Genomic DNA, 14,129 nt, shown 5'->3' with positions numbered 1-14,129 from the left:
CGGTGGCGGAGGAGAGGGAAGCTCGCGCGGCCGTACATCTAGCGCTTGATCAGCTTGGTCTTGTTGTTGACGCCTTCGGTGCCGCCGTTGTGGTACGGCAGGGTGAGGGCGGCGTCGACTGCGGCGCGGTCCTTCTCGATGCCCCGAGTGAAAGCATGCAGGTGGGGCAGGTCGTCCTCCTGGGCCGAAGTGATCCAGGTGCTCAGTCGGGTGGCATTGCCGTCGGCGGGGTCCAGTAGCGCGGCGAAGCGGTGGATGAGGTCGGCCAGAGCGGTCATCTCGTGGCAGGCGGCTCGGGCGGCCTCGATCCGTTCTCGCTGGTGAGTCTTGATGTGGTCGGGGCGGGTGAGGAGGTAGCGGGCCAGGCGCCGGGGCGACAGTGCGGGCCGGTCGGCCTCGACGCGGCCCTGGTTGATGTAGCGGACCAGGAGGTTCGAGCTGCCGGTGTAGCCCAGTTCCCTGATCTCCCGGAGGAGATGTGTGACGGGGACGGCCGGATTCTCCAGTCGGCGCTGGCGCAGGTGATCGCGGTAGGGATCCACCAGGGTGGGCCGGTGCTTGGGGGCACGTACTTGGCGCTCGGGTTCGGCGACACGGTCGTAGCGCTTGACGGTGTTGAGGGCAAGATTCAAGCGCCGTGCGCACTCCAGCAGGCCGACTCCGCGCTCACGCAAGGCGTGGATCTGCTGCCAGCGCTCACGGGTGGTGGCGGCCTGTCTCCCCTCGGTCGGGGGCGGGCCCGCTTTCGCCCAGCAAGCGCTGTGCACTGCGACTTCCTTGCGGACGGCCTCGGCGAGGTTGTCGGGTCGGGCCCGGGCGCGGTTCCTGGATCACTCCAGGGCCGTTTCCCGGACCCGCCCGCCGAGTGAAGTAGGCCGCCGACGAGGTGCCCGCGGCTCGGGTCCTTTTCCGACGGCCCCTTCCCGAACCGGACGGGCCCGATTTCCAGGCATCCGGCTCTCCAGCGATCATTTCCGGAGTGGTGCGGTGGGACGTCCCGCGTGGATGTCTTCGTGACAGCGGCGGCAGATCACGAGGGTCTTGCGCCGTCGCATCGCCATCAGATGGACCCACGCGGGCCTTTCCCGGCGTCCGGGCCGGTTGAGATCAGCGAGCTTGCGGACGTGGTGGACCTCAAGGTTCGTCCGTGTCTCGCAGATCTCGCAGCACTCGGCGAGGAGCCTGTGGATCAGCTCGTTGCGCTTCATGCTGGCCATGACCGGCCGGAGGTCGGTGAGTACTGCCGTGCGCTGCCGCTTGAGCGAGATCCCGCCGAAGCGGGCGACCAACGGCTTCTTCCCCTCGTCGCGGGGGACGGTGACCTGGATGCAGCGGCGTGGTCCGTCAGGTGTCTCGATGGTGCTCTTGTGTTTCCGGGACATCTTCGTGACCGTCGACCGGTGTTTCCCGGCCAGAGTCTTCAGCATCGATGTCTCCATGACCCACTGGAGACGGCCCAGGCGGAACACATCCTGGGCGAGGAGGTAGTACTGGACCAGCCCCCAGAACTCAGCCTGATACTTCGCGACGATCGTGAAGTCTTCATCGTGAAGCAGCGGGCCTCGTTGGGCGGGCTTCCCCTTGCTCATGTAGCGCGCACATTTCTGCCTGATCACCTGTCGGGGCACGAAGAGTCCGATGGCACCGTTGACCGCCCGGCGATGCCGCGTGATCTTGGTGTCGGCGTGCTGGACTCGGATCTCGTAGCCGAGGAAGTGCGCCGCCTGGCTGGCGGCATGGGTGATCAGCGTCTTGGACTCGGACAGTTCCAGCTTGAGCTCGTCGCGCAGGAACATCCGTATCCTCGACTTGATCTCCTCGGCCTCGCGCTTGGGACCGGCAAATCCCAGCAGCCAGTCGTCGGCATAACGGACGTAACGTAATCGCCGGTAGTCCGGATCGTTGGGGTCCTGGCTCGGCAGGGTGCGGCGGCGGAGTCGAAGCTCCCGGACCGCGTCCCGGTCACCGTGCCGCTTGGCCCGCTGGATCGCGTACTCGACGACCTGGTACTCCCGGTTGGGGCGCCGGCGCCGGCCGTGGTTGTACTCGGGCAGGAGAGACTGTTCGATGAACTGGTCAAGCCGGTCAAGGTAGATGTTCGAGAGGATCGGGGAGGCCACCCCGCCCTGCGGCGCACCGCTGAGCGTGGCGTTCCATCGCCAGTCCTCCAGGTATCCGGCCTTGAGCATGTGGCTGATCAGCCGCAGGAACCGGCCATCGTGGATCTTCTCCGCCAGGATCGACAGCATCACGTCGTGATCGAGGCTGCCGAAGCAGTCGGAGATGTCCCCTTCGATGAACCAGTGCGTTCCCTTCCAGACCTCCACGACCTCGCTGAGCGCGGTGTGGCAGCCTCGTTGGGGACGGAAACCGTGGGACCGGTCGGAGAACTGGACGTCGTAGTACGCCTCAAGCAGCAGGCGGACCACCTCGGCGACCAGCTTGTCCGACCAGGGCGGCAGACCTAACGGGCGCTTCTTCGTTGATCCTTTCTTCTCGATGTAGACCCGCCGGGCCGGAGACCATCGGTAGCGCTCGGCGCGCAAGGCGTCGATGATGCTGCCGATCTTCTCCAGTGACATGCCGTCCGCGGTTTCCTTGGTGACCCCGGGCGTCATCGCACCCGTGTTGGCGTAGATCCGTCCGTAGGCCATCAAGTACAGCTGTGGGTTGAACAGTTGCCGATACAGCCTCTCGATCGGCAGTCCCCTCTCTCCGCGCTTGCGGATGATGTCCAGCACCGTTTCGGCGGTCTGCATTACGCATGCCTCCCTTCGCTGAACTTCTCGATCACCTGTGCCCCTTCGCCCTTGTTCCGGCTCTCCCGGACCTCTCGGCAGGTCGTGACTCCTGCGACTACTACGGGCACTCCGTCGCCATAGGGCTCGCGCCCCGTAGGCGATCCCGTGGTACGTCTTCGCTGTACGTATCGAGCACGACGTAGGCCGCCCACTCATCTCCTTGACCGCCCTCGCTGGGCGACGCCCCACGTCACGGAGGTTGCCCGGCCCCACAGGTTCAAGGCCCGGCATGACGCGGCATCGGTTACAGGTGTCGTTCCGACGGGTGCGCACTCTCACCACTGGAGATTGGGCTTCAAGCAATCCAGCCTTGGCCATATCGCGCGGGTCTCGCGGCACCCCGCCCCCCGGACACCTCCGGACGGCCACCGCTTCCCTGACATGCTCTTGTCCCCTCGCGCTTTCGCGTCCGGGTAAGTCAGGCGACCCAAGAACCTCCCTCCGAGTTCCTCCCGACTGCGTCGGGGATACAGCGAAGCGCCTCACGGCGCACACCCGGCGTGCGATTTTCACCGCACCGGGCTCTCCACGAGATCATGCCGTCCAGATCGGTTCGATCAGGGATCCGGCCAGGGTGTTGGGATGCTGTTGCCTCGGTAGCGGTAGCGGGTGACCGGCACCGTGGCGAGGTTGAACAGTTCGATCTCTTCCATGCGGATCGCTCCCCATCCTTGCGGAGTGTGGAGCCATCGCCGGATGGCCTTCCACGTCATGCGGTTGCGGTGCATCACCCAGTGCACGACTCGCCATCACCGGCATCGTCAACACCTGACTGTCCGTCACTCTCAGGAGAAGCGGCTGAAGAAGCTCCCTACGTTGTCCTGTGGGATGTGGTGAGCCCTTCGTATGGTTGACCCGCCCAGGGGTGCCGGGTGTGGTTCAAAAAGCTCTGCCGCTTGTGGCTTCCACTGATTGGCCGCCCGGCGCCCCACGACGACTCGGCTGCCAATTAGGAATTGCGAATGATCGCTGAGTAGGGAATCGACAGCGAGGTCGTCCGTGGCAGGTACCAGCAGCACATCGCACGGAGGCACCAAATGGCCACGATATGGGCCGGCATCGACGCAGGTAAAACCCATCATCACTGCGTCGCGATCGACGAGAGCGGCCGCCGACTTCTATCGCGACGCATCGCCAACGACGAACCCGAACTGCTCGAACTGCTCACCGCCGTCCTTGCCTTGGGCGACGATGCGATTTGGGGCATCGACCTGGCCGACGGCGGTGCCGCCCTGGCCATCACGATCCTCCTCGACCACGACCAGCCTGTGCACTACATCTCCGGCCGGGCCATCCATCGCGCCTCCGAGAGCTACCGCGGCGAGGGCAAAACCGATGCCAAGGACGCTGCTGTCATCGCCGACCAAGTGCGCATCCGACGGGACCTGCACCCCTTACGCACCAGCGACGCTACCGTCACCGACCTCAAGATCCTCACCGGCCGGCGCACGGACCTGGTCGCCGACCGCACCCGCAGCGTCAACCGGCTCCGCGCCCAACTCACCGGCATCTTCCTCGGCCTGGAACGGGCACTGGACCTGACCAACGCCGGCCCGCTCATGCTGCTGACCGGATACCAGACCCCGGCCGCCATCCGCCGAATCGGCGTGAAACGGCTGGAGACCTGGCTGCGTAACCGAAAGGTCATTCGCGCCGACCGGCTCGCCGAGACCGCCGTCCACGCCGCCGAGCGCCAGCACACCAGCCTGCCCGGGGAGAAGCTGACCGCCCACATGGTGCACACACTGGCGAGGGAGGTGACGGCCCTCAACCAGCAAGTCGCCGAGCTCGACAAGGCGATCGAGGCCCGGTTTCGCCAGCATCAGGACTTCGAAGCGATCACCAGCATGCTGGGCCTGGGTGTCATCCTCGGCGCCGAGTTCCTGGCCGCCACCGGAGGCGACATGGCCTTCTTCGGTACTGCCGACCGCCTTGCAGGCTTCGGTGGCGTCGCACCCGTTCCGCGCGACTCCGGCAAGATCAGTGGCAACCTCCGCCGGCCACGGCGATACAACCGCAGACTCCAACGCGTCTTCTACATCTCCGCGTTGTTCAGCATCCGCCACTGCGACGAGTCCCGCCGGTTTTACGAACGCAAGCGAGCCGAGGGAAAACACCACATCCAGGCAGTCCTGGCCCTGGCCCGCCGACGCGTCAACGTCCTATGGGCCCTCCTCCGCGACGGACGGGCCTACGAGGCCGTGCCGCCCACCGCTCACATGGCTTGACAGACAGCATTAGGAATCAGTATCAGCCCCGCAAAGCACGGGCAGCGCCGCAACTCCGGCGGCCACTCCACCCACGTCGGCCCGGAGTGCGACGGCTTCCACCTCCGCGGCCATAGCGCCCGACCCGAGTCCGCCTGGTCACGCGCAACACGCGAGACCGGTACAACACAGCTACGGAAGCCGATAAGAACAGTGTCATCATGATCGCCGACACTTGCCGCGCTCAGCCAAGCCGCTGGGCAGTACGGCAAGGTGTCGACGAGTGGGAGGCGCTTGCCGCCCTTGACCGACTCTGAAGCTGAGCGGTAACCGGAGTCTACCGCCGGTTTGATTTTATCCAATTTAATCCGAATGATAGAAACTTGCGACACCTTTCACGGTGTAGGAACATGAGGAAGAGTTGCGAGTTGCAACTCCCAGGTGAACCCTACAAGGAGGACCGTGCGTAATTTGCGAATTCTGATAGCCGGAGGAATTCTTTCTCTCACCCTTGTTGGGGGTGCGGGAACTTCTCAGGCTTTCGCTTATAGTCCAGCCTCGATCGAGGTAGCATCAAATGCAGGCGGGACAATGCCTGCCGCACCTGCAATCAATTCTCCACTGGATTCAGCCTACTCGGCCACTCTCGCTGGCGAAGCTGATTCGACGGAGAATCGGATGAATTTGAACAAGGTATTGAAGAGGTGCGCCAAGCATTTGAGGAGGATTGAAAATCACTTCTCAAGAATCGCCAGGATCGGGATCATCGGTGATGGAAACGCCGGCGATCGAACGACCATCACGCATAATGAATTGATGCGGGCGGGGCAGAATCCGAGCGAATTCCCTGAAGTGGCAGCCGATGCCGCCTTCCTGGCCGCCCACCACGCCCTCTTCAATGAAGTAGCCGATAATGACCAAAGGTTCGGCAGGATGCAACTTATCGCTACAGCAATAGGCATTGAGGGTAACCTCATACAAAACGCTGGGCAGATGTGCAGGTGAGTCGATGATTCATCGCTGAGCCTTTTCAAGTTATCCACTGATCAGGTGGCGGCCGCGAACCGCAACGAAACTAGGCTCCCTGGCTGTTGATCGAAATGTCCGACGTCTCCATAACGTTGCTCGGGACCCCGGCTGGTCATCCATCCTGCCGTACGCGACCTGCTGTCTGCCTTGTGGAGTGGATGACGATGATTGCAGCCACCTGTGAGAAGGCTCCGCCTCTCAGCATGTGATGGCGGCACTGGTGTACCTACGTGAGCACACCGTCTTGGCGGAGATCGTTGCCGGGTTCGGGGTCGGCGAGTTCAGTGCTTACGCCTGCCCCAGTGCCGTCACGTTTGGCGGGCCCGCTCGATTGCTCCTCATCTCATTTCGCGTAGAGCAAGTGCACTTGCGTCGCTGAATATCTGCCACTTCAGGTTCCGTCATCAAGACGCTGTTCCGGACTGGTCAGTACTCGATCTGGGCCCTAGCCGACACCGAGGGTACTCGGGTGCCTCGGGCCAGCAACGACTTTGTCGGCCTCGAAACAACTCGTTAGCCTGCTGGCCGAACATGGCGACACCCGCGTACCAGCGCCAATTGAAACCTCCCCGGAACTGCTCGAGAGCTACCGGACGGCCTGCCTATGGCATCAACCCGCTGGTAGCGTCCCGATACCGCGAACGCCACACGGTCGTCCGGGACCGTCTCACGGCCACGCAAACGCAACTCACCCGCGTGATCGAGGACGACATCCTGGGCATCATTGTGGAGCGATGTCGGTATGGATGCGGGCCATCCTCGACTCCTTGGATGCCGTGTACCACAAAATCCACGTCTTCGATTCTTTCCAGGGCCGCCCCGTACCCGGAGAGGAAGACGGCGACTTCCACTAGCCTCGCGCTTTCACGAGGAGAGCTGTCCGGCTGGTGATCAAGAAAGCAGAAAGTGCCTCTGCCAAGCGAGCATAAGGATTTCTGAGGTCCTTGTTCCCGCTACTTCGGAGGCACTTTCCAGGTGAAAAGCGTATCGGGTCCTACCCACGTGTCCGCGTCGAGGGCGGCGGTCGCGGAGTGGTTTCGCAAGTTGGTGCGGTGCTGCTGGTCGAGACGGTCCGCAAGTCCGGTCTGGATGCGGCGATATCGGTGGCCTTGGCGTCGGGGCGCAAGCTGCGGACGGTGCACGATCCGGGCAAGATCCTGCTGGATGTCGCACTCGCGGTGGCACTCGGCGAAGCTGCCTGGCCGATGTGGGCATGTTGCGGGCCGAACCGGCTGTGTTCGGGCCACTGTCCTCCGGCCCAGCGGTCTCCCGGCTGGTCAGGAAACTGGCCTCGGGCGGCCAGCGGGTCCTGGCCGCGCTCTCCTCGCCCCCACCGAAGTGCGCGAACACGTCTGGCGGTTGGCCGGGGCTGCGGCGCCGGACGCGGACGGACAAGTGATCGTGGACATCGACGGCGTCCTCGTCCTGGCTCACTCCGAAAAAGAGAACGTCGCCGCGACCTGGGAGAAGACGTTCGCCCCCCATGATGAGGTTCGTCGACCACGGTCACGGCGGGTCCGGCGAGCCGGTCGTGGGCCTACTGCGGCCCGGCAACTCGGGCTCCAACACCGCCGCCGACCACATTGAGGCCACCAAGCTGGGCCTGGCCCAGCTGCCGAAACGGTTGCGGCGGGGGTGCCAAACGCTGATCCGTACCGACTCCGGCGGCGGCACACACGCGTTCGTCGCCTGGCTCGCCCAGCGCGGAAGGTGGCTGGCGTACTCGGTCGGCATGACCATCACCGACGCCATCCACCAGGCCGTCCTGAAGGTCCCTACCTCCGCGTGGACCACGGCCGTGGAAATCCGTCACGGCGCCTGGGTGACCGAACTCGCCGGCGACTGCCTGACAGACTGGCCGAAAGGACTGCGGCTGATTGTACGCAAGGAACGACCGCTCCCCGGCGCCCAGTTGCGCTTTACCGACGCCGACGGAATGCGGCTGACCTGCTTCGCCACTCATACCACCAGCGTCCCGATCGCGCCCCTCGAACTGCGCCACCGCCAGCGCGCCAGAGCCAAGGACCGCATCCGCGCCACCCGAGCCACCGGCCTGCGCAATCTCCCCCTCCACGACGCCGCTCAGAACCAGATCTGACTGAAGATCACCCTCGACCTACTCGCCCGGATGCCGCTGCTGGCCCCGCCCGGCGCCGCACTGCTCTGGGAGCCCCGCCGCCTGCAGCTGCGGCTGTTCTCCACCGCCGCCCAGCTCGTCACCACCGGTCGGCGCCGCTACCTCCGCCCGGCCGAGCACTGAACCGGCTCCACGCTCTCCCGAACCCCGGCTGACCAGCACGTTCCCGTCCTTGCGAGCAGCACCACCCCGACCGGAGCCGTGGAACCCGGCGCCCACCCGACGCGACAACCGGGCCATCAGCCTGCCCAGGCTCTGAAAATCCCCACCGACACTCACAACAAAGGGCCCGTCAGCAAGCTGACAGGCCCTCATAAAGGATCAAGGCTAGTGGCCACAACCGCCTATCGCAGCGACCTGAGCGTCACCAAGTGAAATCAGACCATCTGGAGCGTTCCCGTGAAAGGTGGTCTCAAGAGCCCGGAAAGCGTCAGGGCGGTTAAGGAGGAAAGTGGCGGCGTGGTCGATAGCATTGTTGGTTCCATTTTGACGTGCTTGTGCAAGATTGAACCGCGAAACCCTGCCATTTTCAGATCCAGTGCCTGCTCTGTCAATACGACTGAAGTGTTCCGCCACTACCCTTGCGGCGTCGCTGCAATTATTGACGGCACCCGCAGCGGCGGTTGCTGGTGTTGCTGCCACAAAGCATGCGGCGACGGTCGCCGCAATTACACCAATGATTGCCGAACAGTGGAAGCTGATCCGGTTTTTCATAATTTTACCTCTTCCGTTTTGGTTGAGTTTGCAATTAGAGAGAATCGCGACAGGATCGACTTTTTAGTCACCTAGTCGCCCTCTGGAAACAGGGCGATGAAAGTTCCCTCAGTGTGCGCTATCACGTTTGGGGAGTTTGAACAATTATTTCTGAGCATAGCGCAAAGTCGAGGGTCGGCAGCGGCGATAGTGGCGGATTAATTAGCAACTTTCCGGGACTATGTGACTCATTCGATGGGTGACGATCCATGCATCATGCGAAATTTCCAAAAGCGGGCTACATGTGACCGTCTGGCGCAACCAGGGCCTGGTACCTGCCGGTGTCTCTGACCACACACGTCCGCCACTACCGGTAGTCCGTTAAACCCGGCAGTAGAGATCAAGGGGGCTTCCGGCGGTGACGGCGTCGAGGCGGACTTGGAGTTCGGAAGGCGGGTCTTGGTCGGTCCAGGCCTGCCACCAGCGGGCCAGGTTGATCGCCGGGGTGAGCCAGGAGCGGACGGTGCGTAAGGCCCTGGGCCAGCAGGGCGGTTGGGGCTGGCGGTGCATGCCAGATCCCCCTCTCTAACGCTGCCCACCTGGGCATCGACCTCGAAATCATGAAGCCGCGAACCGGGCGCCCGCGGCTTCATGATGCTTCCGCTCAGGTGGACGGTGGAAAGAGCGCTCGGCTGGCTGATGCACCACCGCCGCCTAGCCCACGACTACGAGGCCCTCCCTGCCCTCTCCACCGCCATTATCTACCTTGCGATGATCGCCCTGATGGCACGCCGCTTCACCAGAAATCCTGGCGAGGACCCTGACGCTTCGTCAAAATTATGTCTCAGAAAGAAACATCAGGATAAAATGTCCCCTTACAGTCCCAGCGGGACGGCCAGGGTCACGCGAGTACCTTCTGCCTAACAACGATGTGACCGGCGTCGGGGTTGATACTGCCGCCGAGCCTACGGAAGGCGCCGTCTGTGAGATCCAGACACAGCGGTATCTGCGGTGTCCGCCTGAACGTTCCCCGGTCGTTGATGCGCACGACCAGTGACTTGCCGTTCCTGACGTTGGTGACCCTCACGCGGGTACCGAACGGCAGCTGATGCCTGCGGCTCAGGGAAGTCGCCGCGGTGTTCTTGCTGTTGTCGAAGATGTCCCCGTTGGCTGTGTGGCTACCTGCCGGGATCGGGCCGTAGTGCGTCGCCCAGCACGTCCCTCTGCGAGCTTGCGCGTCGGTCGGCTGGGCCGAACTCTGTGGAGCGAGCGCCATCATCGCGGTCAGGGCAGCGACTCCTGCTGTCAGCACCATGCGCAAGGTCTGTGTGTTCATGTTCATGCCTCGTTCCGTTCGTAGGAGGTCCGCCAGACTGCCGGAAGCAGTGCATCGACGCTGAGGAGGCAGGGAGGGGCGGCCGCCCTGCACATCACTGCTGTCTGTGCTGCCGTAAAGCTCTGGTAGGCAGGGACAGGAGGGCTACGGGTGACCCGCGCTCCAGCAGTTGTCACCGCTGCAGTTCCTGAGTCGTGTCAGTGCGTCGTGAAGGTTCGCCAGGCGGCCCGCACTGAGCCGGTCCGCCCTGTTGTGAAGCTGGTAGGGGTCGCTCTCCAAGTCGTAGTACTCCTTCGCGCCGCTGCGGTATTCGACATAGGTGTAGGAGTCGGTGCGCATGGCGTGGTAGTCCGGCGGGCTGACACTCTCGCCGCCGTCGTTGTCAGGGTCGCCCGACGACCGTTCTGCGTGCTGGTGCTCGATCAGGTTGGCCTTGCGCCAGTTGGCGTCCGTGCCACCGTCCAGAAGGGGGAGCAGGCTGTGACCGTCGACTCGGGACGACACCGCAGCACCGCCGATCTTCTGGAAGGTGGGCGCGAGGTCGATGTTCGACACCTGGGCGTTGCTCGTCCGTCCCGCCGCGACGCCGGGACCTGCGACCACCAGAGGTACGCGGACGTCGGTGTCGAAAGCCGTCTGTTTCCCCGCCTCCAGCCGGTATTCGCCCAGGTGGAAGCCGTTGTCGGACCCGAAGACGATGTAGGTCTCGTCGGCGACGCCCGCCCTGGTCAGAGTGGTACGCAGGTCACCGATCATCTTGTCGATGGCCTGGAGGGACTGCGCGCGTTTGCGGAACTTCTTGTCGATCTTGTTCTTCTCGCCTTGGGTCAACCGGTTCCTGCCGGCCAGCCACGGCGGCGCGTCGGTCGGCAGTTCGTCGTACGCGGGACTGCGCGGCGCCTTGAGCCCGGGGAAGGCGTGCTTGTCCCGGGGAGCCGGCCTGGAGGGCCCATGGGGTGTGAAGAGCGCCAGCTCAAGCATGAACGGCTTGTTCGCGGCCACGGACTTCTCGACGAACGCGGAGCCCTTCTTGCTGAGCACGTCGGTCACGTAGTCCTTGGGCTGGTGACCGTACTTCTCGATCTTGTGATTGTGGGCGAGCTTGTAGTTGAACCCTTTGTAGCCCCCGCCGATGACGTCCCACTGGCTCCAGCCCGGTGGCACGTACGGCTTCTGGCCGTCCACCCTGGCGGTCGGGTTGTACCCGTTGAGGTACTTGCCCATCATCGCGGTCCGGTAGCCCTTAGACCGCAGGGCAGTGGCGAAGGTGTTCCGTTCCTGACCGTTGTCATGGAAGGCATCGAAACCACCCTTCGGCCCGGTATTGGCTAGTACACCGGTGTTGTGTGGATACTGACCGGTATAGATCGACGAACGGGACGGGCAGCAGAGCGAATTGCTTACCACGTAGTCACTGAACGTCGTTCCCTGCGCCTGCAGCTTCTGTACTTCCGGCATGTATTTGAGCAGGTTCGAAGACATGTCGTCGGTCAGTACGAAGATGATGTTCTGTCGATTTGCCGCGGCTGCTTCCTGCGCGGCGGTGGGAGAAACGCGCTCCATTTCTTCACCCGGCCAGTTCCGGGCAGCGAGCACCAGCCCCAGAACACCTACCAACGATGTCAATATTTGACGAGTACGGATCATGACGGAAGCGTGCCACCAATATTCAACACCGGTCAATAGCGCCTGACAGCAACAGCTTTTATTCCGGCGCCGATGCTTTTTAGTCCGGCGCAGAACCTCAGCTACGCCTTCGGCTTCGGCTTCGGCAATGCCTCCGACGGAAATCTTCCTTTCGATAGCAAAAAGGGGCTTGGGTCACCGACGGAGTGCGCGGTGACCCAAGCCCTGACTTCATACCCGCTGATTCAGCCGGCCGCCCGATAGGCGGCCCCGATCTTGTTCGCTCTGGCCCCGTCGTACAGCCCTGTGCCGTCCCCCCGGCTCGTGGAGAGCGTGAACCAGGCGTACCGCTTGACGTAGGACTGTCTCTGGAGCATGGCCGTCGACTTCTTCACGAAGGTCGCCTGCTGCGTCTTCGTGGGGTAGCGGGGCACCCCGCTGGAGAAGTCGGTCAGTGCGTACTCGGTCAGCCAGATCGGCTTCTTGTAGCGCTGGTAGGTGGCTTTCAGGTAGTCGCGGAGCTGGTCGGTGGCCCGACCGCTGTTGAAGTCCGCTCCGTACCAGTGCACTGGAATGAAGTCGACACGGTAGTGGCGTGCCTTCGCGCCCTTCATGAAGCGGTCAAGCCAGCCTCCGGCAACGTCGGCGCCCGAGGCAACCGCAGGAGCTCCGAGGCGCATTCCCGTCGCCTGCAGCCGTGGCCACAGTTCAAGTGCCTGTGCGACCGTCATGTTCGACTGCTGAGGATGGTCGGGCTCGTTGAAGCCCAGCAGGATGTCGCCCTGGGCCTTGGCCCGGTTCAGTTCCGCCCTGCTCACCGACTCTGGTCCCCAGATCATGGGGACGAACTCGGCGCCGCGGGGTGCTCTGATTCCGCCACGACCCGTTGCCCAGGTGTAGAACCATCCGACCTTGGCATGGGTCATAGCTCGGGTGACACCGTCGAATTTCCAGGCGCTGATGCCCTTCTTCTGTACAGCCGCGGCGGTTGCGGCATCCTGCGGTGACGTGGCCGACCGCCCGGTGTCGGCCTCGGCCGTGACGGAGGTAAGCAGGATCGTGGTGATCAGCAGTGCGGTGACCAGGCGTGGTCGTCGCATACACGCGTCCTTTCGGATCAAGCCGTCGTACGGTTCAGGCACCGCCGGCCTTGCGGTAGACGGTCCGGGCCACCTTGCCCAGGTAGGGGTGGTACTCGCTGTCGCCGGCGCCCACGCTGATGTTGCCGATCAGGACACCCTTGCCGGTGGCCGGACGGAAGTCGGCGAGGAATCCGCCGCCGCTGGAGCCTCCCGTCTGCACGCAGTCGATGCCCCACATGGTGGAGTCGGGGCGGCCCGTGTCGCGGTGCTCCTTGCCCGTGCAGTGGTTCAGACGTTCGCCACTGCCTTCGGCGGCGGATCCGCCGTAGCCGAAGGAGTGCACCTTCTGGCCGTTCGCGTGGTTGAACTTGATGCCCTGAGCGCCGACGATCCTCTTGACGGTGCGGCCGTTGTGCTTGCTCAGGCGGGCGAAGCCGAAGTCCCAGTTGGCGTTCGCCCTTGAGGTGACGTAGCGCTTGGTGTGAAACAGCTTGTTCGCCGTGAAGGTCCCGTAGGGGCGATTCCCGTTCTTGTAAGCCGGGATGAACACCCAGTTCCGGTAGACCTCACCGGTCCGGCCGTCCACGACACAGTGGCCGGCGGTGAGAACCACGGAACCGTTCGCGCTGTTCGCGACGGTGGCGGAGCAGGTGAAGGTCCCCGCGTCCGCCTCGAAGAACACCTTGCCTGTGGTCTTGCGGATCAGCCCGCCCTCGGTCCACGCCCTGGGACGAGTGACGGCGGTCGCGCTGACGTCTCCCTCTTCGGCGTCCTCCCCGGTGGCGGCGGTGGGCAGCACACTCGCGTCCGGTCCCGATCGGACCGGCGCGTCGGCGGGACCACTCGTCCGCGCACCGTCGACCGTCATCTCCTGGGCGGTCGCCAGACGCTCCGGGGTCCAGAACTTCAGTGCGGCGTCTTGTTCGGACGCGGAGAAGGACGACACCTGCGTGTCGTCGGCCGCGGCGGAGGGAGCAGGGGTGACTGCCTCCGCACTGCCGGCCCATCCGGTGGCGGCGAGTGCAAGAGCACCGAGAACAACGCCCGTACGCTTCATTAATAAAACTCCGATTAGGTCAGGGAACGACGAGAACGTCCCGAACGGATCGAATAGATCCTGCAACGCGAACCCGGCACATAAGCACAAGAAAACGCGGATCACACCCCGCCTGAAAGGCCCTTGGTGCACTCCGTGTCCGGGCAAGGGAAGCCTGACAC

General features: G+C 63.8%; 9 protein-coding genes and 3 pseudogenes. 5 read left to right on the top strand and 7 right to left on the bottom strand.

Annotated features, from left to right (window positions below; genetic code table 11):
* Positions 1–38: 38 nt before the first annotated feature.
* Positions 39–800, bottom strand: a pseudogene (locus J8N05_RS14675) (transposase); the annotation flags it as partial.
* Between the two features lie 168 nt (positions 801–968).
* A complete protein-coding gene (locus J8N05_RS14670; RefSeq protein ID WP_210883125.1) occupies positions 969–2,759 on the bottom strand; it encodes a reverse transcriptase/maturase family protein in 1,791 nt (596 codons plus the stop codon).
* A gap of 1,079 nt (positions 2,760–3,838) precedes the next feature.
* Here J8N05_RS14670 and J8N05_RS14665 point away from each other — a divergent pair.
* The 5 genes and pseudogenes from J8N05_RS14665 (at position 3,839) to J8N05_RS14650 (ending at position 8,963) form a co-directional block, all read left to right on the top strand.
* Positions 3,839–5,029 (top strand): IS110 family RNA-guided transposase, encoded by a 1,191-nt coding sequence (locus tag J8N05_RS14665; RefSeq protein ID WP_210883124.1) that lies wholly within the window; start codon positions 3,839–3,841, stop codon positions 5,027–5,029.
* A 441-nt stretch (positions 5,030–5,470) separates the two neighbouring features.
* A complete protein-coding gene (locus J8N05_RS14660; RefSeq protein WP_210883122.1) occupies positions 5,471–6,013 on the top strand; it encodes a hypothetical protein in 543 nt (180 codons plus the stop codon).
* A gap of 758 nt (positions 6,014–6,771) precedes the next feature.
* Positions 6,772–6,891: a TylF/MycF family methyltransferase gene (locus tag J8N05_RS47305; protein ID WP_247706279.1), complete on the top strand. Its 120-nt coding sequence runs from the start codon at positions 6,772–6,774 to the stop codon at positions 6,889–6,891.
* Positions 6,892–6,981: 90 nt separating this feature from the next.
* Positions 6,982–8,329 (top strand): annotated as a pseudogene (locus J8N05_RS14655) (IS1380 family transposase).
* 244 nt (positions 8,330–8,573) lie between these two features.
* Positions 8,574–8,963, top strand: a complete 390-nt coding sequence (locus tag J8N05_RS14650; protein ID WP_210883120.1) for a hypothetical protein — start codon at positions 8,574–8,576, stop codon at positions 8,961–8,963.
* Positions 8,964–9,267: 304 nt separating this feature from the next.
* Here the strand turns inward: J8N05_RS14650 and J8N05_RS48305 are convergent.
* The 5 genes and pseudogenes from J8N05_RS48305 to J8N05_RS14625 form a co-directional block, all read right to left on the bottom strand.
* Positions 9,268–9,453, bottom strand: a pseudogene (locus J8N05_RS48305) (IS701 family transposase); the annotation flags it as partial.
* A 315-nt stretch (positions 9,454–9,768) separates the two neighbouring features.
* On the bottom strand, positions 9,769–10,209 hold the full coding sequence (locus tag J8N05_RS14640; protein WP_210883116.1) for a septal ring lytic transglycosylase RlpA family protein: 441 nt from the start codon (positions 10,207–10,209) through the stop codon (positions 9,769–9,771).
* Positions 10,210–10,347: 138 nt separating this feature from the next.
* Complete coding sequence (locus tag J8N05_RS14635; protein ID WP_210883115.1) at positions 10,348–11,850, bottom strand: sulfatase family protein; 1,503 nt, start codon at positions 11,848–11,850, stop codon at positions 10,348–10,350.
* Positions 11,851–12,074: 224 nt separating this feature from the next.
* Complete coding sequence (locus J8N05_RS14630; protein ID WP_210883114.1) at positions 12,075–12,929, bottom strand: glycoside hydrolase family protein; 855 nt, start codon at positions 12,927–12,929, stop codon at positions 12,075–12,077.
* Between the two features lie 34 nt (positions 12,930–12,963).
* The gene (locus J8N05_RS14625) at positions 12,964–13,968 is read right to left on the bottom strand and encodes a trypsin-like serine protease (protein WP_210883113.1); all 1,005 of its coding nucleotides are present in this window, start codon (positions 13,966–13,968) and stop codon (positions 12,964–12,966) included.
* Positions 13,969–14,129 lie beyond the last annotated feature (161 nt).

It is taken from the genome of Streptomyces liliiviolaceus (assembly GCF_018070025.1).
Classification (GTDB): domain Bacteria; phylum Actinomycetota; class Actinomycetes; order Streptomycetales; family Streptomycetaceae; genus Streptomyces; species Streptomyces liliiviolaceus.
This window is presented reverse-complemented; position numbering and strand designations above follow the sequence as displayed.

Coding starts and splice junctions, on each gene's coding strand:
- J8N05_RS14665 (WP_210883124.1), top strand. CDS start 3,839: ATGGCCACGATATGGGCCGGCATCGACGCAGGTAAAACCCATCATCAC.
- J8N05_RS14640 (WP_210883116.1), bottom strand. CDS start 10,209: ATGAACATGAACACACAGACCTTGCGCATGGTGCTGACAGCAGGAGTC.
- J8N05_RS14670 (WP_210883125.1), bottom strand. CDS start 2,759: ATGCAGACCGCCGAAACGGTGCTGGACATCATCCGCAAGCGCGGAGAG.
- J8N05_RS47305 (WP_247706279.1), top strand. CDS start 6,772: ATGTCGGTATGGATGCGGGCCATCCTCGACTCCTTGGATGCCGTGTAC.
- J8N05_RS14625 (WP_210883113.1), bottom strand. CDS start 13,968: ATGAAGCGTACGGGCGTTGTTCTCGGTGCTCTTGCACTCGCCGCCACC.
- J8N05_RS14635 (WP_210883115.1), bottom strand. CDS start 11,850: ATGATCCGTACTCGTCAAATATTGACATCGTTGGTAGGTGTTCTGGGG.
- J8N05_RS14630 (WP_210883114.1), bottom strand. CDS start 12,929: ATGCGACGACCACGCCTGGTCACCGCACTGCTGATCACCACGATCCTG.